This is a genomic window from Thiomonas sp. FB-6, from assembly GCF_000377645.1.
In the GTDB taxonomy this organism is placed as follows: Bacteria; Pseudomonadota; Gammaproteobacteria; order Burkholderiales; family Burkholderiaceae_C; genus Thiomonas_A.
In genome coordinates, this window is the sequence record NZ_KB898478.1 from 25,146 (window position 1) to 44,700 (window position 19,555).

At 71.1% G+C, this 19,555-nt stretch carries 19 protein-coding genes; 12 read left to right on the top strand and 7 right to left on the bottom strand.

The genetic code is table 11. From position 1 onward, the window contains the following. The first annotated feature begins 13 nt into the window (after positions 1–13). The 12 genes from D466_RS0108765 to D466_RS21205 all read left to right on the top strand — a co-directional run bounded on the left by D466_RS0108765 (position 14) and on the right by D466_RS21205 (position 12,042). Positions 14–1,603 (top strand): AMP-binding protein, encoded by a 1,590-nt coding sequence (locus D466_RS0108765; RefSeq protein ID WP_018913338.1) that lies wholly within the window; start codon positions 14–16, stop codon positions 1,601–1,603. Between the two features lie 95 nt (positions 1,604–1,698). Then, positions 1,699–2,202, top strand: a complete 504-nt coding sequence (locus tag D466_RS0108770; RefSeq protein WP_051083719.1) for a MarR family winged helix-turn-helix transcriptional regulator — start codon at positions 1,699–1,701, stop codon at positions 2,200–2,202. Between the two features lie 139 nt (positions 2,203–2,341). Beyond that, positions 2,342–4,645, top strand: coding sequence for a bifunctional salicylyl-CoA 5-hydroxylase/oxidoreductase (locus D466_RS0108775; protein ID WP_018913340.1), 2,304 nt, complete (start codon positions 2,342–2,344; stop codon positions 4,643–4,645). A gap of 16 nt (positions 4,646–4,661) precedes the next feature. Continuing rightward, complete coding sequence (locus tag D466_RS0108780; protein WP_018913341.1) at positions 4,662–5,471, top strand: SDR family NAD(P)-dependent oxidoreductase; 810 nt, start codon at positions 4,662–4,664, stop codon at positions 5,469–5,471. 32 nt (positions 5,472–5,503) lie between these two features. Further along, positions 5,504–6,349 carry an enoyl-CoA hydratase family protein gene (locus tag D466_RS0108785; RefSeq protein ID WP_018913342.1) on the top strand — a complete coding sequence of 282 codons (846 nt, stop codon included), beginning with the start codon at positions 5,504–5,506 and terminating at the stop codon, positions 6,347–6,349. A gap of 7 nt (positions 6,350–6,356) precedes the next feature. Continuing rightward, on the top strand, positions 6,357–7,514 hold the full coding sequence (locus D466_RS0108790; protein WP_018913343.1) for an acyl-CoA dehydrogenase family protein: 1,158 nt from the start codon (positions 6,357–6,359) through the stop codon (positions 7,512–7,514). 18 nt (positions 7,515–7,532) lie between these two features. Further along, entirely contained in the window at positions 7,533–8,714 is a 1,182-nt protein-coding gene (locus tag D466_RS0108795; RefSeq protein WP_018913344.1) for an acyl-CoA dehydrogenase, read from the top strand. Between the two features lie 12 nt (positions 8,715–8,726). Further along, a complete protein-coding gene (locus tag D466_RS0108800; RefSeq protein WP_051083725.1) occupies positions 8,727–9,176 on the top strand; it encodes a thioesterase family protein in 450 nt (149 codons plus the stop codon). Continuing rightward, on the top strand, positions 9,173–9,571 hold the full coding sequence (locus D466_RS0108805) for a RidA family protein (protein ID WP_018913346.1): 399 nt from the start codon (positions 9,173–9,175) through the stop codon (positions 9,569–9,571). The genes D466_RS0108800 and D466_RS0108805 overlap by 4 nt, the downstream gene beginning before the upstream one ends. A 19-nt stretch (positions 9,572–9,590) precedes the next feature. Then, a complete protein-coding gene (locus D466_RS0108810; protein ID WP_156004143.1) occupies positions 9,591–10,406 on the top strand; it encodes an enoyl-CoA hydratase-related protein in 816 nt (271 codons plus the stop codon). 283 nt (positions 10,407–10,689) lie between these two features. Then, positions 10,690–11,430 carry a hypothetical protein gene (locus tag D466_RS22760; RefSeq protein WP_156004145.1) on the top strand — a complete coding sequence of 247 codons (741 nt, stop codon included), beginning with the start codon at positions 10,690–10,692 and terminating at the stop codon, positions 11,428–11,430. A gap of 3 nt (positions 11,431–11,433) precedes the next feature. Then, positions 11,434–12,042, top strand: coding sequence for an RES family NAD+ phosphorylase (locus tag D466_RS21205; protein ID WP_081629897.1), 609 nt, complete (start codon positions 11,434–11,436; stop codon positions 12,040–12,042). Between the two features lie 67 nt (positions 12,043–12,109). Here the strand turns inward: D466_RS21205 and D466_RS0108825 are convergent, their stop codons facing one another. From D466_RS0108825 to D466_RS0108855, 7 genes are all read right to left on the bottom strand, one after another. After that, on the bottom strand, positions 12,110–12,919 hold the full coding sequence (locus tag D466_RS0108825) for an ABC transporter ATP-binding protein (RefSeq protein WP_081629898.1): 810 nt from the start codon (positions 12,917–12,919) through the stop codon (positions 12,110–12,112). Further along, on the bottom strand, positions 12,916–14,787 hold the full coding sequence (locus tag D466_RS21210; RefSeq protein WP_018913351.1) for an ATP-binding cassette domain-containing protein: 1,872 nt from the start codon (positions 14,785–14,787) through the stop codon (positions 12,916–12,918). Before D466_RS21210 ends, D466_RS0108825 begins: the two co-directional genes overlap by 4 nt. 73 nt (positions 14,788–14,860) lie before the next feature. Next, the gene (locus tag D466_RS0108835; RefSeq protein WP_018913352.1) at positions 14,861–15,916 is read right to left on the bottom strand and encodes a branched-chain amino acid ABC transporter permease; all 1,056 of its coding nucleotides are present in this window, start codon (positions 15,914–15,916) and stop codon (positions 14,861–14,863) included. Positions 15,917–15,938: 22 nt separating this feature from the next. Further along, positions 15,939–17,105 carry an ABC transporter substrate-binding protein gene (locus tag D466_RS0108840; protein WP_026285058.1) on the bottom strand — a complete coding sequence of 389 codons (1,167 nt, stop codon included), beginning with the start codon at positions 17,103–17,105 and terminating at the stop codon, positions 15,939–15,941. Further along, complete coding sequence (locus D466_RS21215) at positions 17,102–17,734, bottom strand: 4-vinyl reductase (protein ID WP_018913354.1); 633 nt, start codon at positions 17,732–17,734, stop codon at positions 17,102–17,104. Before D466_RS21215 ends, D466_RS0108840 begins: the two co-directional genes overlap by 4 nt. A 6-nt stretch (positions 17,735–17,740) precedes the next feature. Further along, a complete protein-coding gene (locus tag D466_RS0108850) occupies positions 17,741–18,220 on the bottom strand; it encodes an aromatic-ring-hydroxylating dioxygenase subunit beta (RefSeq protein ID WP_018913355.1) in 480 nt (159 codons plus the stop codon). Beyond that, positions 18,217–19,551, bottom strand: coding sequence for a Rieske 2Fe-2S domain-containing protein (locus D466_RS0108855; protein WP_038165791.1), 1,335 nt, complete (start codon positions 19,549–19,551; stop codon positions 18,217–18,219). The genes D466_RS0108850 and D466_RS0108855 overlap by 4 nt, the downstream gene beginning before the upstream one ends. Positions 19,552–19,555: the final 4 nt, after the last annotated feature.

Sequence of the window (19,555 nt, forward strand, 5' to 3'; positions counted from 1 at the left end):
TCCACTGGGAGCCATGGAAGACGACTTCGTACGCCGCAACCTGCCCCCGCCGGAGCAGTGGCCGCGCCTGCTGTTCGACGGACCCGGGCTGGATTTTCCGCCTCGTCTCAACGCCTGCGTGGAACTGCTCGACCGCGCGGTGGCCGAAGGCCACGGCGAGCGCATGGCGGTGTACGGGCAGTCCGAGGCCTGGAGCTATCGCGAACTGCAGGACCGGGTGGACCGCCTGGCCCGGGTGTTGCGCGAGCAGTTCGCGCTGGTGCCGGGCAATCGCGTGCTGCTGCGCGGCGCCAATTCGCCCTGGCTGGCCGCCTGCTGGCTCGCGGTGTGGAAGGCCGGCGGCGTGGCGGTGGGCTCGATGCCCCTGCTGCGCGCCAAGGAACTTCGCCAGATCCTCCAGCAGGCGCAGGTGTCCCATGCGCTGTGCGCGGCCTCGCTGCACGCCGAGCTCGAGCTGGCGGCCGCCGACTGTCCGACGCTGCGCCAGGTGCTGCTGGTGGGCGACGCGGACTTCGAGCAGCGCCTGGCGGCCGCCGCCCCCGGCTTCGAGGCCTACGACAGCGCCGCCGACGACCCCTCGTTGATCGCCTTCACCTCCGGCACCACCGGCGTGCCCAAGGGCTGCGTGCACGCGCACCGCGACGTGCTGGCGATGTGCGAGGTGTTCCCCCGCCATTGCCTCGAGCCCTCGCAGGACGACGTGTTCGTCGGCACGCCGCCGCTGGCCTTCACCTTCGGCCTCGGCGGCCTGCTGTGCTTCGCGCTGCACGCGCGCGCGGCCACCGTGCTGCTGGAAAGCCCCACGCCGCCGCGCCTGCTGGAGGCCATCGCGCGCAACCGCGCAACCATCTGCGTGACCTCGCCGACCGGCTACCGGCAGCTGGCGGCGCTGGGCGACCGCCAGGGCCTGCGCAGCCTGCGCAAATGCGTGTCCGCCGGAGAGGCGCTGAACCTGGCCACGCGCCAGCAGTGGCAGGCGGTCAGCGACGCGGGCATCTACGACGGCGTAGGCGGCACGGAGATGATGCACATCTACGTCGCCTCCTCGCCGCGGGACTACCGCGAGGGCGCCGTGGGGCGGGTGCTTCCGGGCTACCAGGCGCGCCTGGTGGACGGCGACATGCGCGATGTGCCCGTGGGCCAGACCGGATACCTGGCGGTGCGCGGCCCCACCGGCTGCCGCTACCTGGCCGACGAACGCCAGACCCGCTACGTGCGCGACGGCTGGAATCTCACCGGCGACACCTACCACGCGGATGCCGACGGCTACTTCTACTACCAGGCGCGGGTGGACGACATCATCATCACCTCGGGCTACAACGTGGCGGGGCCGGAAGTCGAGTCGGTGCTGCTCGAGCATCCCGCGGTGGCCGACTGCGCGGTCATCGGCGTGCCCGACGAGGCGCGCGGCCAGATCGTCAAGGCCTTCGTGGTGCTGCGCGGGGGCTTCGTGGGCGACCAGGGACTGGTCGCGCAACTGCAGGACTTCGTCAAGAACAACGCGGCGCCGTACAAGTACCCCCGGGCGATCCGTTTCGTGACCGAGCTGCCGCGCACCGAGACCGGCAAGCTGCAGCGCTTCCGCCTGAAGGCATCGCCATGAACGACCCGCGACCCCGCAGCGCCCCGCAGGCTGCCGATACACTACGCACTGCCGACGCAGCCGCGCTGCAGCCTCGCGCGGCCCGCGAACCCGCCATGCCGAAGACGCCCCCCCCATCCCCCCGCGCCGCCGAAGCCGGCTCCGAGCCCGCGGTGCCCGAAGACCACGTGGCACTGCGCCTGTGGCTGCGCCTGCTGGCCTGCCACAACCTGCTGGAGTCCGAACTGCGTACCCGCATGCGCGAGGTGTTCGATACCTCGCTGGCACGCTTCGACCTCATGTCCCAGCTGTACCGCTACCCCGATGGGCTGCGCATGCGCGAGGTCTCCAAGCTCCTGATGGTCACCGGGGGCAATGTCACGGGCCTTGCCGACCGCCTGGTCGCCGAAGGCCTGGTGGAGCGCCGCGACGACCCGACCGACCGCCGCGCCTACCACCTGTGCCTGACTCGCCAGGGCCGCACGCAGTTCGCCCGCATGGCGGCGCAGCACGAACAATGGGTGGTGTCCCTGCTGGCCCCGCTGGGCGAGCAAAACCTGTCGGAGCTGCACGAATTGCTGGGCGGCCTGAAGAACCAGCTCGCCCCCGCGATGCCGTAGGCCCGCCGGGCAAGGCGGGCCAGGCAGCACGAGGGCTTTTTTTTCGGCTTTTGCTTCATAGTTCAACTACTTATTGCTAAACGACTTGCCGGGGCGCGCGAAGGGGCGCGCGAGCGGGTCGGCCAGCGGAGAGACGACGATGCGCATCGCATGCCTGGGCGGCGGGCCCGCCGGACTGTATTTCGCCATCCTGATGAAAAAGGCCGACCCGGCCCACGACATCACCGTGTTCGACCGCAACGCGGCCGACAACACCTTCGGCTGGGGCATCGTGTTCTCCGACCAGACCATGGCGGGGTTCCGCGAGGCCGACCCCCAGGTGGTGGAGCAGATCGAGGCCAACTTCCACCACTGGGACGACATCGACGTGTTCTTCAAGGACCGCCGGATCACCTCCAGCGGCCACGGCTTCTGCGGCATTGCCCGCATCAAGCTGCTGGAGATCCTGCAGCGTCGCGCCGCCGAACTGGGCGTGCGCATGGTGTGGGAACACGAGTTCGGCGATCCCGACACCTACGCGCGCGACTACGACCTGGTGGTGGGCGCCGACGGCGTGGCCTCGCGCACCCGCGCCCGCCACGAGGCGCACTTCAACCCGCGCATCGACGTGCGCCGCTGCCGCTACATCTGGCTGGGCACGCGCAAGCGCCTGGACGCCTTCACCTTCGCCTTCAAGCAGACCGAGTGGGGCTGGTTCAACCTGCACGCCTACCGCTTCAACGAGGACTGGTCCACCTTCATCGTCGAGACCCCGGAGGAGACCTGGCTCAAGGCGGGACTGGACCAGATGGAAAAGGAGCAGTCGCTGCGCTTTTGCGAGCAGTTGTTCGCCGAGCGCCTGGACGGCCACGAGCTGGTGTCCAACGCGCGCCACCTGCGCGGATCGGCGGTATGGCAGAAGTTCAACCGCGTGCTGTGCGAGCGCTGGTTCAAGGACAACATCGTGCTCATCGGCGACGCCGCGCACACCGCGCACTTCTCCATCGGCTCCGGCACCAAGCTGGCGATGGAGGACGCCATCGCGCTGGCGAGGGTGCTCGGCAGCACCGAGGGCACGGTGCCCGAGCGCCTCGCCGACTTCCAGGCCGAGCGCGAGGTCGAGGCCCTGAAGCTGCAAAGCGCGGCGCGCAACCGCATGGCCTGGTTCGAGAACATCGAGACCTATGCGCGCATGGAGCCGGAGCAGTTCGCATTCTCGCTGCTCACCGGCAGCCAGCGCGTGGGCCACGCCAACCAGAAGCTGCGCGACCCGCGCTACGTGGAGACCTTCGACCGCTGGTTCCAGCGCCGCGCCGGCCTGCCCGACGACCCCGGCTCGCCCACCGTGCCGCCGATGTTCACGCCCTTCAGCCTGCGCGACATGCATCTGGCCAACCGCGTGGTGGTTTCGCCCATGTGCACCTACTCGGCCGCCGAGGGCATGCCCGGGGATTTCCACTTCCAGCACTACGCCGCGCGTGCCCTCGGGGGCGCCGGCCTGGTGTTGACCGAGATGACCTGCGTGGCCCCCGACGGGCGCATCACCCCGGGATGCACCGGGATCTGGAACGAAGCGCAGACCGCCGGCTGGCGCCGCCTGGTGGACTTCGTGCACGCGGCCTCCGGCGCGCGCATCGGGCTGCAGATCGGGCATGCCGGCCGCAAGGGTTCGACGCGCCTGTCCTGGGACGGCGTCGACCAGCCCCTGCCCGAGGGCAACTGGCCGCTCGTCGCGCCATCGCCCCTGCCGTTGATCGCAGGCGTATCGCAAGTGCCGCGCGCGATGACCCGCGAGGACATGGAGCGCGTGCTCGACCAATTCGTCGGCGCCACGCGCCGCGCCGAGGCTGCGGGCTTCGACATGGTGGAGTTCCACGCCGCGCATGGCTACCTCATGTCCTCCTTCATCTCGCCGCTGACCAACCGGCGCGACGACGACTACGGCGGCAGCCTGGAGAACCGCTGTCGCTACCCGCTGGAGGTGTTCCGGGCGATGCGCGGGGTCTGGCCGGCGCGCCGCCCGATGTCGGTGCGCATCTCCGCCCACGACTGGGTGCCCGGCGGCACCACGCCGGAGGACGCCGTGCGCATCTCGGCACTGTTCCGCGAGGCCGGCGCCGACATCGTGCACGTATCCTCGGGCCAGGTGAGCAAGGACGAGCGCCCGGTGTACGGGCGCATGTTCCAGACCCCCTTTTCCGACAAGATCCGCAACGAACTGGGCATGCCGACCATCGCCGTGGGCAACATCTTCGAGAGCGACCACGTGAACACCATCATCGCCGCCGGGCGCGCCGACCTGTGCGCGCTGGCCCGCCCCCACCTGTCGGACCCGGCGTGGACCCTGCACGCCGCCGCCGAGCAGCATTACGCCGGCGTCGCCTGGCCGCGCCCCTACGCGGGCGGGCGCACCCAGCTCGAGCGCAATCTCGAGCGCGCCGCGCAGATGGCCCTGAATGCCTGAGCCGGAGCCGCCCTCCATGTCCGTTCCCGCTTCCAACTCAGCCCCCGCAGGCGAGCAGGCCCCGCTGCGCGGCCGCCACGCGGTGGTCACCGGCGCCAGCGGAGGCATCGGCGCCGCCATCTGCGCCGAGCTGGCGCGCCACGGCGCCGTGCTCACGCTGCTGGGCACCGACGCCGGCCGCCTGCAGCGCGCGCAGGCCGGGCTGCCCGGCGCCGGCCACGCCAGCGCGCGCGTGGACGTGCGCGACCACGCCGCGGTCGCGGCCTGCCTGCGCCAGGCGGCCGAGGAGCGCGGGCCCATCGACATCCTGGTCAACAACGCCGGCATCGCGCGCAGCGCGCCGCTGATGCGCACCGACCCGCAGCTCTGGCAGGACATGCTGGCGGTGAACCTGACCGGCACCTACAACTGCACCCAGGCGGCGCTGGACGGCATGCTGCGCGCGCGCTGGGGGCGCATCGTCAACGTCGCCAGCACGGCCGGGCTGACCGGCTACGCCTACGTCAGCGCCTATTGCGCGGCCAAGCACGGCGTGGTCGGCTTCACCCGCGCGCTGGCGCTGGAGGTGGCCGCCAAGGGCATCACCGTGAACGCCGTGTGCCCCGGCTACACCGACACGCCTCTGCTCGACGAGGCCTTGGGCAACATCGTCGCGCGCACCGGGCGCAGCCTAGAGCAGGCGCGCCAGGAACTGGCCGCCGGCAATCCGCAGGGCCGCCTGGTCACGCCGCTGCAGGTGGCCAACACGGTGGCCTGGCTGTGCCTGCCCGGCTCCGAGGCGGTGCACGGCCAGGCCATCGCGGTGGCAGGCGGCGAGGTCATGTGATCCATCGTGGAACCAAGCCGAGGACGACACCGATGAACGACAACCCGATGGCCGCGCACAAGCGGCCGATGCGCGACTACCGCGCCCGCCATTTCGCCTGGGCCTGCAGCGAGGACGGCCGCGTGGCCACCATCACGCTGGACCGCCCGGACAAGAAGAACCCGCTGACCTTCGACTCCTACGCCGAGCTGCGCGACCTGTTCCGCGAGCTGCCCTACGCCAGCGACGTGCGCAGCGTAGTGCTGACCGGCGCGGGGGGCAACTTCTGCTCCGGCGGCGACGTGTTCGAGATCATCGAGCCGCTCACGCGCATGGCGGCTCCGGAACTGCTGGCCTTCACGCGCATGACCGGCGACCTGGTCAAGGCCATGCGCCGCGCGCCGCAGCCGGTGGTGGCGGCCATCGACGGCGTGTGCGCCGGCGCCGGCGCGATGATCGCGCTGGCCTCCGACCTGCGACTGGCCACGCCGGCGGCGAAGACCGCCTTCCTGTTCACCCGCGTGGGCCTGGCCGGCGCCGACATGGGCGCCTGCGGCCTGCTGCCGCGGGTGATCGGCCTGGGGCGCGCCAACGAGTTGCTGATGACCGGGCGCTCGATGCGCGCCGACGAAGGCCTGGCCTGGGGCTTCTACAACGCCCTGCACGACGCCGGGGCACTGCCGGCCAAGGCGCAGGAACTGGCGCGCGAGCTGGCCGACGGTCCCTGGTTCGCGCACACCATGACCAAGACCATGGTCAACCAGGAATGGGCCATGGGCATCGAGGAGATGATCGAATCGGAGGCGCAGGCGCAGGCCCTGTGCATGCTGACCGGCGACTTCCGCCGCGCCTTCGAGGCCTTCGCCGCGCGCCGCAAGCCGGAGTTCCAGGGTGACTGACCCGACCATGGACCAGGCCCACCTGGAACTGCCCTTTTTCGAGCCCGCGCACCGCGAGCTCGCACGCGCCGTGGCCGCCTGGAGCGCGCAGGCTCGGCCCATCGACCACGCCGACACCGACGGCGCCTGCCGCGCGCTGGTACGCGACCTGGGCCGCGCCGGCCTGCTGCGCTACTGCGTGCCCGCCGCCTTCGGCGGCGCGCTGCCGGAACTGGACTCGCGCAGCCTGTGCGTGGCGCGTGAAGGCCTGGCCTACCACGATGCGCTGGCCGATTTCGCCTTCGCCATGCAGGGTCTGGGCAGCGGCGCCATCACCCTGGCGGGCAGCCCGGAGCTGCAACGCGCGGTGCTTCCGCGCGTGGCCGCGGGCGAATGGATCGCCGCCTTCGCGCTGACCGAGCCGGAAGCCGGCTCGGACGTGGCAGCCATGCAGTGCAGCGCCACGCGCGATGGCGACGCCTGGGTCGTGCATGGCGAGAAGACCTGGATCTCCAACGGGGGCATCGCCGACGTCTACTGCCTGTTCGCACGCACCGGCGAGGCGCCTGGAACGCGGGGCATCTCGGCCTTCGTGGTGACCCCCGACCTGCCCGGCTTCGAGGTCGCCGAGCGCCTGGAGGTGATGGCGCCGCACCCGCTGGCGCGCCTGCGCTTCGACGGCATGCGCGTGCCGGCGGGCAACCTGCTGGGGGAGCCCGGCGAGGGCTTCAAGCTGGCCATGCGCACGCTGGACATCTTCCGCGCCTCGGTGGCGGCGGCGGCGCTGGGCCTTGCCCGGCGCGCGCTGGACGAGGCGCTGCGCCACGCGCGCTCCAGGCGCATGTTCGGCCAGACCCTGGCCGACCTGCAGCTCACCCAGGCGCGCCTGGGCGAGATGGCCGCCGACATCGATGCCGCCGCGCTGCTGACCGCGCGCGCCGCCTGGCGCCGCGACGTGCAGCGCCTGCCCACCACGCGCGAGGCGGCGATGGCCAAGATGGTGGCCACCGAGAATGCGCAGCGGGTCATCGACTCGGCCCTGCAATTGCACGGCGGGCGCGGCGTGCAGCGCGGCCAGGTGGTGGAGAGCCTGTACCGCGACATCCGCGCATTGCGCATCTACGAGGGCGCCACCGAAGTGCAGAAACTCATCATCGCGCGCGAGCTGCTCAAGGCCGCGCGCTGAACCTTTGTCGGAGCCCCCATGAGCCAACCGAGCTTTGTCTGGAACGACCCCTTCCTGCTGGACCAGCAGCTCAGCGAGACCGAACGCATGGTGCGCGACAGCGCGCGCAGCTACTGCGAGCAGCGCCTGGCCCCGCGCGTGCTCGAAGCCTTCCGCCACGAGCGCACCGACCGCGCGATCTTCCGCGAAATGGGCGAGCTCGGGCTGCTCGGCCCCACGGTGGCCGAGGAGTACGGCGGCGCCGGCATGAACTACGTGTGCTACGGCCTGGTGGCGCGCGAGGTCGAGCGCATCGACTCCGGCTACCGCTCGATGATGAGCGTGCAGAGCTCGCTGGTGATGGTGCCCATCGAGGCCTTCGGCACCGAGGAGCAAAAGCGCAAGTACCTGCCCCGGCTGGCCAGCGGCGAATGGGTGGGCTGCTTCGGGCTGACCGAGCCCGGCTACGGCTCCGACCCCGGCGGCATGGTCACGCGCGCGCGCAAGGTGCCCGGCGGCTACAGCCTGAGCGGGGCCAAGATGTGGATCACCAACAGCCCCATCGCCGACGTGTTCGTGGTGTGGGCCAAGGACGATGAGCAGAAGATCCGCGGCTTCGTGCTCGAGCGCGGCTGGAAGGGGCTGTCGGCGCCGGCCATCCATGGCAAGGTGGGATTGCGCACCTCGATCACCGGGGAGATCGTCATGGACGAGGTGTTCTGCCCCGAGGAGAACGCCTTCCCCGAGGTGCGCGGGCTCAAGGGCCCCTTCACCTGCCTGAACAGCGCGCGCTACGGCATCGCCTGGGGTGCCCTGGGAGCTGCCGAGTTCTGCTTCGAGACGGCGCGGCGCTACACCCTGGAGCGCAAGCAGTTCGGGCGTCCGCTGGCGGCCAACCAGTTGGTGCAGAAAAAGCTCGCCGACATGCTGTGCGAAATCGGCCTGGGCCTGCAGGCCTGCCTGCGCGTGGGGCGCATGAAGGACGAGGGCACCGCCAGCACGGACCTGACTTCCATCGTCAAGCGCAACTCCTGCGGCAAGGCGCTGGACATCGCGCGCACGGCGCGCGACATGCTGGGCGGCAACGGCATCTCCGACGAGTTCGGCGTGGCCCGCCACCTGGTCAACCTGGAAGTGGTCAACACCTACGAAGGCACGCACGACATCCACGCGCTGATCCTCGGACGGGCCATCACCGGCATCGCCGCCTTCGGCGGCTGAAGGGCCATGACCATGAGCAGCGACACCCAGCCCCCGCCCAGCCCCGGCCTGCCCTTCGTGGCACCGCGCACGGTGCGCTTCGGGCACTGCGACCCGGCGGGCATCGTGTACTTCCCGCGCTACTACGAGTTGCTCAACGGGGTGGTGGAGGATTGGTGGGACCATCTGGGCCTGCCGTGGACCGAGCTCATCGGCGAGCGGCGCATCGGCATGCCCACGGCGCAGCTCGACGCGCGCTTCGTGGCGCCGTCGTTCCTGGGCGAACGCCTGGACTTCGAACTGCGCGTGGCGCACCTGGGGCGCAGCTCCCTGCAACTGGAGCACCGCGTCGTGGGGCCCGCGGGCGACGAACGCGTGCGCTTCGCGCAGCGCATCGTCGTCACCTCGCTGGACACGCATCGCCCGATTCCCTGGCCCGAGGACCTGCGCGAGGCCATTCAACGTTTCGAGGAGACCCGATGACCCTGAAAACCATCCAGCCCGAGGGCTGGGCCACGCCCAAGGGCTACGCCAACGGCATCGAGGCGCGGGGACGCCAGCTGTTCGTGGGCGGGCAGATCGGCTGGAACCCGCAGGGTCGCTTCGAGACCGACGACCTGGTCGAGCAGACCCGCCAGGCGCTGCGCAACTGCGTGGACGTCGTGCGCGCCGCCGGCGGCGAGGCCGCGCACATCGTGCGCATGACCTGGTACCTCAAGGACAAGCGCGAGTACCAGGCGCGGCTGAAGGAGATCGGCCAGGCCTACCGCGACGTGGTGGGGCGCCATTTCCCGGCCATGAGCGCGATCCAGGTGGCCGACCTGGTCGAGGACCGCGCCAAGGTGGAGATCGAGGTCACCGCGGTACTGCCGGACTGAGCACATGCAGGAGCCCTCCATGGATTCCCGCGCCGCGAGCCCCGACGGCGACGCCGACGCCGACGCCGGTCCGCTGCGCACGACGGGCCCGCGGGACGGCGTGCAGGAGCTGCGCCTGCATCGCCCCGCCCAGCGCAACGCGCTGTCCACCGAACTGCTGCGCACCGTGGTCGCCGCACTGGACCTCGCCGAGCAGGACCCGGAGGTACGCTGCGTCGTGCTCACCGGCGGCGAGCAGGTGTTCGCCGCCGGCGCCGACCTGGAGGAAATGGCCCGCAAGGACATGCAGGCGGTGCTGCTGGAGGAGCGCCCTGCGCTGTTCGCGCGCATCGCCCGCTTTCCCAAGCCGCTGGTGGCCGCCGTGTGCGGCTATGCGCTGGGCGGCGGCTGCGAGCTGGCCATGCTGGCCGACATCGTGCTCGCCGGGGAATCGGCCCGCTTCGGCCAGCCGGAGATCAACCTGGGCATCATGCCCGGCGCCGGCGGCACCCAGCGCCTGACCCGCGCGGTGGGCAAGTCCCAGGCCATGCGCATGGTGCTGGCCGGCGAACTGCTGGACGCGCCCCAGGCGCTGCAGTACGGGCTGGTCGCCGAGGTGCTTCCGGTCGAGCGCTGCCTGGAACGGGCCCACGAACTGGCGCGGCACATCGCCTCCAAGGCGCCGCTGGCGGCGCGCCTGGCCAAGGAGGCGGTGCTGCAGGCCTTCGAGACCCCACTGTCGGCGGGGCTGCTGCTGGAGCGGCGCAATTTCGTGCTGCTGGCGGGAACCGAGGACCGCAACGAAGGCGTGCAGGCCTTCCTGGCCAAGCGGGCGCCGAGCTGGCGCGGGCGCTAGGGCCTGGCCGACGGAGATCTTGTCAGGTTGACGCAGGCCTGTGACCGACGCATGTCGACCTGCCGAGTGCGCGTGCGACAGCGGCGGCCCTGCCCCGCGCGGGCCGGCGGGGCACGACCAGCGCTGTCGAGGACCAGCGGTGGTCAGGCACGAGTACCCAGGGTGCCGATGCGCTCGCCATGGAATATGGCAACCTCGCCCCTCACGTCCGAACGGACACACCCCCAGTGGTTGACATGGTTGACATCGAAGCCTAGAGTTGTCGCTCCAGGAGTCGCCGTCCATGTCAGCAATCACCCAGTTCCCCGTCGTGACCGGCAAGGCGCTGCAAACCGCGTCAAGGAGGGCAGAGGAAGCGCTTCGGACAGCCGCGGATCAGATGGACATCGTGCGGCGCGCCGCGGCCGAGTCGCCACAGCGCGATCTTCGGGCGGCCAGGCTCCGCATGACCCAACTGTTGGAGGCGGTCGGCCGAGTCCAGATGGTGCGCGACGAGATTCTCCGAAGTATCCACGTCGAGGAGGAAGCTCCGGAAGGTGCCGCCCCCCCCGGCTCGCAGGAACCGGCGGACGGACCCGGCAAGCGCTCGACGAGGCGCCCGGCTGCACGGAAATCACCAGCGCCGGACGAAGCATCGGCTCGCGGCGAGGCCTGGACGGCCTTCGAGGCGCTGCTGCGCACCAGCGCGTTGCTGGATAGCGCCAGGTTCCAGCAACGCGCAGGCGTCAGCCGCCAGGCCTTGAGCAAGGCCGTGGGTGCGGGCCGACTCTTCTACGTCGAGGCGGGAGCGATCCGCGGCTATCCCTCCTTCTATCTGGACCCGACATTGCAACGCAAGCAAGTCGAGGCCGTCTGCAGGTTGCTGGGCGATCTCCCGGGCGGAAGCAAGTGGTTGTTTTTCACGACACCGAAGGCGTCCCTGGCCCGTCCATCGCAGGGCGTCCCGCGAACGCCACTCGAAGCGTTGGCGCAAGGCGATTTCGAGAGGGTGAAGACCGCGGCCATCGGCTACGCGCAACGCTGAGCCATGGCGACGCTGCTGAGAGCGCCGTCTGGCAAATCGGAATTTGCCAGACTGGCGCCAAGGATCAGGACGATCGGAGCGCATCGATTGGTGCGCGTTTCGCGGTACGACAGCGGCGAGCCCTTTTTCGGGCATAGCGCTGCAAACCGCTTCGACGATCCGGCCCGGCGCTTCGGCACCTGCTATCTGGGATTCGATGTGCTGACCGCGGTCGCCGAGACCGTGCTGCACGACGAAGTCCCGGTGCAGGGCCGCTTCAAGGTGGCGCAACGCGATTTCGAAGGCCGACAGATCGTGCGCTTTCCTGGCGGAGGAATCCTGCGGCTTGCCAATTTCACGGGGACCGCGCTGAAGGCCTTGGTCGGCGACGGCTCGATTTCCACGATGTCTCCGTATGACCCGCCACAGCAATGGGCTGCCGCGTTGCACGCGCATCCAGCCCGCGTGGACGGGATCTACTACGTTTCGCGTCACCTCAACGACCGCAAGGCGGTGGTGGTCTTTGATCGAGCGCGCGCCCAGCTTGGAACTGCATGCTACGAACCCATGTGGCAATGGCGAGGCCTTAGGCGACGTCGACACACTCTTCACATCGACTACGCCGCTCCTTGACGCGGCGAAGCCCGGTCGGGACCCCTCGAACAAACGGCCGAGGGACCGGAGGGCAGCGCGCCAGGCCCTATTCGTCGGTGCCGCCGCCCAGGTAGGTGTGCTGTACCCGCGGGTCGCCTGCGAGTTGCGCGGCGGGGCCCTGCAGCACCACTTCGCCGGTCTCCAGCACGTAGCCGTGGACGGAGGTGCGCAGCGCGGCGTGCGCGTTCTGCTCGACCAGCAGGATGGACACGCCCTCGTCGCGCAGGCCGGCGACGATGCCCAGAATATCGCGCACGATCAGCGGTGCCAGGCCCAGGCTGGGCTCGTCGAGCATCAGCAGGCGCGGCGAGGACATGAGCGCGCGGCCCAGCGCCAGCATCTGGCGCTCGCCCCCGGAAAGCGTGTCGGCGCGCTGGCGCCGGCGCTCGGCGAGACGGGAGAAGCGCGCGTACACCCCGTCCAGCGCGCGCCGGCTGGCCGGCGCGCGCATGCCGCGGCAGTAGGCGCCCAGCAGCAGGTTGTCGTGCACGCTGAGCGCGCCGAACAACTCGCGGCTCTCGGGGACCAGGCACAGGCCGCGCGCCACGCGGTCCTCCACCGGCAAGCCCGCCAGGTCCTCGCCGTCGAAGCACACGCGGCCGCGCGAGGGCATCAGGCCCATCGCCGCCGCCAGCAGCGTGGTCTTGCCGGCGCCGTTGGGGCCGATGACCGACACGATGCTCCCGGCCGGCAGTTCCAGGCTCACGCCGCGCACGGCCTCGACCCGCCCGTAGGACACGTGCAGGTCCTCGATGCGCAGCAGGGGCGTAGTGCTGACGCTGCGATCGCCAGCCGAAGCGGCGCTCGCAGCGTCGCCATGCAAGGCCTGGGGCGTGGAGCCCATGGCGGCGTTCATGGCGCGGCGGGCGCGCGCGGCGCGTCCGTCCCGGCGATCTCGGCGCTACCCAGGTAGGCAGCCTGCACCGAGGCGTCGGCGCGCACCTGCGCCGGCGTGCCCTCGAGCAGCTTGGCGCCGAAGTTCATCACCACCAGGCGGTCCACCAGGCGCATCACGAAGTCCATGTCGTGCTCCACGATCAGGATGGTCACCCCCTCGTCGCGCAGGCGGCGCAGCAGCTCGGCCAGCGCCACGCGCTCCTGGCGCCGCAGGCCCGCCGCCGGCTCGTCGAGCACCAGCAGCAAGGGGTCGGCGGCCAGTGCACGCGCGATTTCCAGAACCCGCTGGGTGCCCAGCGGAAGCGCTCCGGCGCTCTCGTGCTCGCGCCCGCCCAGGCCGACGCGGCGCAATTGCCAGGCCGCCTCGCGCAGCGCCTGGCGCTCCTGCGCGCGATCCAGCCGCAGCCCGGCGGCCAGCAGGCCGCCGCGGGTGCGCGCGTGCGCGCCCAGCGCGACATTGTCCAGCAGGCTCATGGCCGGGCGCAGCTTGACGTGCTGGAAGGTACGCGCCACGCCCATGCGGGCGATCCGGCGCTGGCTCAGGGCGCTGATGTCTCGCCCCAGCAGGCGCACGCGCCCGCCGCTCTTGGGCAGCACGCCGGTGAGCAGGTTGAACATGGTGGACTTGCCGGCGCCATTGGGGCCAATGAGCCCGACGATCTCGCCCGCGCGCACCTCGAAGCTCACCGCGTCCACCGCCAGCAGGCCGCCGAAGCGCTTGCTCACTCCCTGCACTTCCAGCAAGGCCTCGCCCCTCGTCGGCTGCGCGCGCCGGGGCAGCACCGGGGCCTGCTCGACGGGCACCGGCGCCGGCCGCGCCGGGCGCCACCGCCGCAGCCGGCGGGCCACGAAACTCATGGCTCCGCCGCGCGCGTAGTGCAGCAAGGCGATGAACAAGGCGCTGAACACCACTGCGTCGAGCTGCCCGGCGCGCCCCGACAGCATGGGCAGCACATCCTGCAGCAGGTCCTTGAGCAGCAGCACCAGGCCCGAGCCGACCAGCGCGCCCGACAGGTATCCCACGCCGCCCAGGATGGCCATGAGCAGGTATTCGATGCTGGCGCGCAGGTCGAAGGGCGAAGGGCTCACGAAACGGTTGGCGTAGGTGTACAGCCAGCCGGCCAGCCCGGCGAACAGCGCGGCCACCACGAACAGCCCCAGGCGCACCGCGAAGGCGTCGGCGCCCACGCTGGCCAGCAGCACCGGGCCGCCACGCAGGCCGCGGATGGCGCGACCCGGGCGCGAGCGCAGCAGGTTGTGGCTGAACCACAGCGCGAAGGCCACGCAGGCCCAGATCACGTAGTACATCGCCCGTGGGTCGGCCAGGCGCAGCCCGCCCAGGCGCAGCGCGGGCAGATTCGCCATGCCGCTGTAGCGCCCGAGCGCGTCCATGTTGCCGAAGATCAGCGGGATGGACAGCCCCCACGCGATGGTGCTCAGGGGCAGGAAATGCCCGCCCAGGCGCAGCGTGAGCAGGCCGATCAGGCAGGCCGCCGCGCCGGTCAGCAGCAGCGCGAAGGGCAGTCCCAGCCAGGGTGAGAGACCGCCGGCGGTGCTCAGCCAGGCGGTCGCGTAGGCGCCGATGCCGACGAAGGCGGCCTGGCCGAAGGATGTGGCGCCGCCGACCCCGGTGAGCAGCACCAGGCCCAGCGCGACCAGCGCGCCGATGCCCATGTCGTTCATCAGGGACACGCCGAATCCGCCCAGCAGCAGCGGCGCCGCCAGCGCGAGCACCGCCAGCAGCGCCAGGCCGGCGGCCGGCCCGAGGCGCCTGGACGCGGGCTGTGCGGCGGTACCGCGACTCGTTTCGGGCACCGGGGCGTTCATGGGACTACCCTCGTCGCTACGCTCGACTCCCCGAGGGAGTGGAGCGCCCCTTCGGAGCGGCCGTGCGCGGCGCTCATGCCTCGACCTCCTCGGCGTCTTCCTCCACATGCCGGCCCAGCCAGGAGCGGGCCAGCAGCACGGGGATCAGCAGGCTGAACACCAGCACGTCCTTCAACGCCCCGTTCCAGAAGGAGGCGAAGCTCTCGGCGATGCCCACCGCCACCGCGCCCAGCGCGGTCAGCGGAAAGCTGGTCAGGCCGCCGAAGATGGCCGCCACGAAGGCCTTCAGACCGATCAGGAAACCCGAGTCGTAGTAGACGGTGGCCACCGGCGCGATGAGCACGCCGATCAGCCCGGCCAGCACCGAGGCCAGCGCGTAGGCCTGCAAGGCGGTGCGCGCGGGCCGGATGCCCACCAGGCGCGCCCCCACGCGGTTGACCGCGGTGGCGCGCAACACCTTGCCGGTGGATGTGCGCTCGAACAGCAGGTACAGCAGTCCCGACAGCACCGCCGCGCAGGCGATCATCAACAGAGTCTGCGCGCTGAGGCTGAAACTGGGGGTAAGGCGCAGCGCACCCTGCACCAGTGCATGGGTGCGAACCCCCTCGGGCCCGAAGAACAGCAGGCCCAGCCCTGCCAACAGGAAATGCAGCGCCAGCGAGACGATGAGCAGCACCAGCGTGGAGGCATCGGCGATAGGCTGCAGCGCCAGGCGCGCCAGCAGCGGCGCCAGCGGCACCACCAGCAGCACGGCGGCGGCCACCTGCAGCATGGGTGGCGCGTTCCGCCCGGCCAGCGCCCAGGCCAGCGCGCAGGGCAGCAGCGGCGCCATGCCCCAGCCCAGCACGATGCGCGGCCAGCGCGCAAGTTCCCGGCGCCGCCACGCCGAGCCAAGTTCCACGGCGGTCACGACCAGCGCCAGCAAGGCCACCATCGGAACGGTCGGCGGCAGGCGCCCCGTCTCGAAGGAGGCCAGGCTCAGTGCCGCGAAGGCCGCGATGTCGCCGAAGGGCACGAACACCACGCGGGTGACCGAGAACACCAGCACCAGCCCGAGCCCGGCCAGCAGGTACACGGCCCCGCTGGCCAGGCCGTTGGCCAACAGGATCCACGCGATGTCCCAGCTCATGGTCGCTCCCGCCGGCGCCCGCTCAGGGGGCGTACTTCCACTGGCCGTGCTCGAGGCGCACGATCACGCAGGCACGCTTGTCGACCCCGTAGGGGGAGCCGGGATGGAAGTTGAACACGCCCATGGTGCCGTCCAGCTCATGCGTGCCGAAGATCGCATCGCGCAGCGCCTTGCGGTAGGCCGGCGTGCCCGGATGCAGCTTGGGGTCGACCGTACCGGCCGCATGCACCAGCACCAGCCAGGCGTCGAAGGCGTAGGCGGAGAAGGCATCGTCGGGATAGCTGCCGTTGACCTTCTTGTACGCGTCGCGGTAGACCATGGAGATCGCCCGCGTCGGGTAGTCGGCCGGCAACTGATCGGCCACGATCACCGGCCCCGTGGACGACAACATGCCCTCGGCCGAAGCCCCGGCGACCCGCACGAAGTCGGGCGAGATCAAGGCATAGGTGCCGTAGATCTTGCCCGTGTAGCCCAGCTGGGACAGCGCCAGGTAGGGCAGCGCCCCCGGCGTGCCCGAGCCGCCGGTGAGCACGGCGTCCGGGTGCGTGGCCATCATGCGCAGCGCCTGGCCGGTGACCGAGTTGTCGCTGCGCGCGTAGCGTTCGTCGGTCAGCACCTTGATGCCGTCCTCGGCGGCGTATTTCTTCAGGTTGGAGTACACGAGATCGCCCCAGGAGTCGGAGAAGCCGATGTAGGCCACCGTCTTCACGCCGTCCTTTTTCATGTGCGCGACCACCTGCCCGACCATCAGCGGCACCGGCTGCACGGTGGTCACCACCCAGGGGTTGCCGTTGCCGGCGATGGGCGTGACGCCGATCATCGGGGTGCCGGTCTCGCGCGCCACCGCCGCCACCGCCATCGCCGAGGGCACGCCGGAGCTGCCGATCAGCACGTCCACCTTGTCGTCGTCGACCAGCTTGCGCGCATCGCGCGCCGCGGTGGTCGGGTCCGAGGCGTCGTCGAGCTGGTAGACCTTGATGTCCATGCCGCGGACCTTGTCGACGTAGCTCTCGGCGGCCTTCATGCCTTTCGAGTACGGGATGCCGATCGACGATACCGGCCCGGACAGGGAGGTGATGAAACCGACCCTGATCTGCGCCGCGTGCGCCGCCGTGCCGGCCGCCGCACCAAGCATCAGTACCGCGGCCGCGGCCGCCGTGACGGCTCGGGATATGCCTAGTGTTCTCATGGCTCTGTCTCCTCCAGGTGGTTGGTACCGCAGCCTCGATCGCGCCCCCGCGGACGCAGTTGAAACACGCATCGCAGGGGCTCCCCCGGGGGGCCTTGCGCCGCGCAACACTCGTTGACATCGGCCGGCACCGACCACAGCGCCTGCCCCAATGCCGCGGCCATGCCGGCGATGGCCTGGCATACCGGCTCGCCGTGCAGGCCCAGCCCGCGCGCGGCGGCGGCGAAGGGCGAGTTGCGCACCGTCAGGCGCAGGCCCTGCCCGTCCGGCTCGAATTCCCAGACGCCCCAACCCAGCGCGGCAGCGGCCCGCGCCATGTCGCCCAGCAGCGCCTGCGTGGCGGGCGAGGGTGCCGTGGCTGCCCAGGCGGGCGCCGCGGACACCTCGGAAGCCCCATGGTGTTCTGCGAGCAGCAGCGCGTAGGCCTGCACGCTGCCCGCGCCGTGGCGCCGCACCGAGCTGCCCAGCGCCCGCAGCGCCGGCGCACGAGCCGCCGGCTCCAACTCGGCGAACAAGCCCATCAGCACGTCGGCGCGCAGCATCAGGTAGCGCCGGTCCTGGTCGAGGATCTGCCCCTGCTCCAGGTCATGGCGCAGGCGATCGGCGAGGCTGGGGGCGGGGCTTGGCATGGGGCCTCAGGGAAACAGCTGGATCATCGGCAGGCTGGCGCCGGCGTTGACCAGGTTCACGCGCTTGAGCGCGATGCGCAACGCGCCGCCCTCCACGCACAAGCTGTGCTGCCAGTGCCCGGCCAGCATCAGCTGCTCGTCGCCGCGCGCCTCGACGTACAGGAAGGGCGTGTACAGCAGGGCCCGCGCCGCCTCGCGCCGCTCCACCCGCGGGGTCTGCAGCAGGTGCTGGCCCCGACTGCGCGGCTGCTGCGACCAGGCGCGCGCGTCCTGCAGGCGCTCGATGCGCAGGCGCAACAGCAAACGGTCCTCGTCGGCGTAGGCGTTGTGGGGCCGCGCCGGGTCCTGCTCGGCCCCTTGCAGCGGCACCCAGTAACGCCCGTCGGCGGCGAACAGCTCCAGCCAATCCTGGTAGCGGGCCGTGTCGAGCAGGCGCGCCTCGTGCAGCACGAAGTCCGCCATCGCGGCGTCGTCGGGAAGGCTCATGGCGCATCCCCCAGCATGGCTTCGAGCCAGGCACGGTGCTGGTTGCGCATCAGCAGCTCGTTGGTGGCGTTGATCGGCTGCCCGAGCAGGCCGGCGTCGTCGCCGCGTGAGTCCCGGTGCAGGCTGATCCACGGGTTGCCGTCCGCGTGCAACGCGCGCTGGATGCCCTCGAACAGCTCGATGTCGTCGTGCGCCACCACCGACATGGGCGAGAACACCAGGCGGGTGTAGCTCAGGCCGCGCTCGTACAGCAGATCCGGCGCGCCCACCGCGCGCAGCACCCAGGCCTCCACCAGGGTGCGGTCCACCGCCAGCGGACGGATCACCCGCATTACCTGGGGCGAGCTCTTGAGCGCCAGGCCGGGGTACAGCACAGCGTTCTGCGGCGCGTGCTCGAGCACCTGGCGCGCGCGCTCGGGCCCGTGCGCGGCCTCCAGCGCGGCCCGGTAGTCCTCGGACATGCCGTAGCCGGAGTGGATGCTGAAGTGAATGCCCAGCACGCTGTGGCCGTGCGGATGCACCCGCGCGCCCATCGCGTCGTAGAAGTCGTAGCCGGCGCCGAAGGGCAGGATCTGCTCCACCGCCATGGGCTGCGGCGCGCTCTCGCCGTGCCCCTGCCACACCGTGCGCGCGGCGCGCACCGCCGACTCGTGGGTGGAGACGGGGTGCACGGTGTCGTTGACGTTCTCCAGGTAGGTCTTCCAGTTGCAGCGGATCTCGCTGCGCAGGATGCCGCCCTCGACCCGAAGCTGGCCGGCCGGCGATCGGTCCACCATGTCGTCGATGGCCCGCAGCCCCTCGCCGAACCAGGACTCGAAGTCCGGGCCGCCGGCCAGCAGGCGCACGAACACGAAGTCGCGGTACACGCGCAGGCCCTCCAGCTCCTGCAGGCCCCGGCCGGATTCGCATTCGCCCAGGCGCGCGCCCTCGTAGCCGGCCTGCAGCGGCCGCGCCAGGGGCGAACCGTCGAGCTTGTAGGACCAGGCGTGGTAGGGGCAGCGCAGGAAGCGCCCGGTGGAGCCGCTGGGCTGCCCCAGCAGGCGCGCGCCCTTGTGGGCGCAGCGGTTGTGGAATCCGCGGATCGAGCCGTCGGCCTGGCGCAGCAGCAGCAGCGAGCGTCCGGCCAGTTCCAGCGTGACGTAGTCGCCCGGCTGCGGCAACTGGCTGGCGTGGGCGGCGAATTGCCAGGCGCCGGCGAACAGGCGCTCGCGCTCCAGTTCGAACAAATCCGGGTCGACGTACAGATCGCGGTGCACGCGGTCGGGCTCGACCAATGCGCGCAGGGACTCCGGGGTCCAGCGCGAGGGAGAACGCAGGCTTACGGGCTGCATGGTC

What these genes read in the sequence shown, in the direction of transcription:
- D466_RS0108765 (WP_018913338.1), top strand. Translation starts at nt 14, where the DNA reads ATGGAAGACGACTTCGTACGCCGCAACCTGCCCCCGCCGGAGCAGTGG.
- D466_RS0108770 (WP_051083719.1), top strand. Translation starts at nt 1,699, where the DNA reads ATGCCGAAGACGCCCCCCCCATCCCCCCGCGCCGCCGAAGCCGGCTCC.
- D466_RS0108775 (WP_018913340.1), top strand. Translation starts at nt 2,342, where the DNA reads ATGCGCATCGCATGCCTGGGCGGCGGGCCCGCCGGACTGTATTTCGCC.
- D466_RS0108780 (WP_018913341.1), top strand. Translation starts at nt 4,662, where the DNA reads ATGTCCGTTCCCGCTTCCAACTCAGCCCCCGCAGGCGAGCAGGCCCCG.
- D466_RS0108785 (WP_018913342.1), top strand. Translation starts at nt 5,504, where the DNA reads ATGAACGACAACCCGATGGCCGCGCACAAGCGGCCGATGCGCGACTAC.
- D466_RS0108790 (WP_018913343.1), top strand. Translation starts at nt 6,357, where the DNA reads ATGGACCAGGCCCACCTGGAACTGCCCTTTTTCGAGCCCGCGCACCGC.
- D466_RS0108795 (WP_018913344.1), top strand. Translation starts at nt 7,533, where the DNA reads ATGAGCCAACCGAGCTTTGTCTGGAACGACCCCTTCCTGCTGGACCAG.
- D466_RS0108800 (WP_051083725.1), top strand. Translation starts at nt 8,727, where the DNA reads ATGAGCAGCGACACCCAGCCCCCGCCCAGCCCCGGCCTGCCCTTCGTG.
- D466_RS0108805 (WP_018913346.1), top strand. Translation starts at nt 9,173, where the DNA reads ATGACCCTGAAAACCATCCAGCCCGAGGGCTGGGCCACGCCCAAGGGC.
- D466_RS0108810 (WP_156004143.1), top strand. Translation starts at nt 9,591, where the DNA reads ATGGATTCCCGCGCCGCGAGCCCCGACGGCGACGCCGACGCCGACGCC.
- D466_RS22760 (WP_156004145.1), top strand. Translation starts at nt 10,690, where the DNA reads ATGTCAGCAATCACCCAGTTCCCCGTCGTGACCGGCAAGGCGCTGCAA.
- D466_RS21205 (WP_081629897.1), top strand. Translation starts at nt 11,434, where the DNA reads ATGGCGACGCTGCTGAGAGCGCCGTCTGGCAAATCGGAATTTGCCAGA.
- D466_RS0108825 (WP_081629898.1), bottom strand. Translation starts at nt 12,919, where the DNA reads ATGAACGCCGCCATGGGCTCCACGCCCCAGGCCTTGCATGGCGACGCT.
- D466_RS21210 (WP_018913351.1), bottom strand. Translation starts at nt 14,787, where the DNA reads ATGAACGCCCCGGTGCCCGAAACGAGTCGCGGTACCGCCGCACAGCCC.
- D466_RS0108835 (WP_018913352.1), bottom strand. Translation starts at nt 15,916, where the DNA reads ATGAGCTGGGACATCGCGTGGATCCTGTTGGCCAACGGCCTGGCCAGC.
- D466_RS0108840 (WP_026285058.1), bottom strand. Translation starts at nt 17,105, where the DNA reads ATGAGAACACTAGGCATATCCCGAGCCGTCACGGCGGCCGCGGCCGCG.
- D466_RS21215 (WP_018913354.1), bottom strand. Translation starts at nt 17,734, where the DNA reads ATGCCAAGCCCCGCCCCCAGCCTCGCCGATCGCCTGCGCCATGACCTG.
- D466_RS0108850 (WP_018913355.1), bottom strand. Translation starts at nt 18,220, where the DNA reads ATGAGCCTTCCCGACGACGCCGCGATGGCGGACTTCGTGCTGCACGAG.
- D466_RS0108855 (WP_038165791.1), bottom strand. Translation starts at nt 19,551, where the DNA reads ATGCAGCCCGTAAGCCTGCGTTCTCCCTCGCGCTGGACCCCGGAGTCC.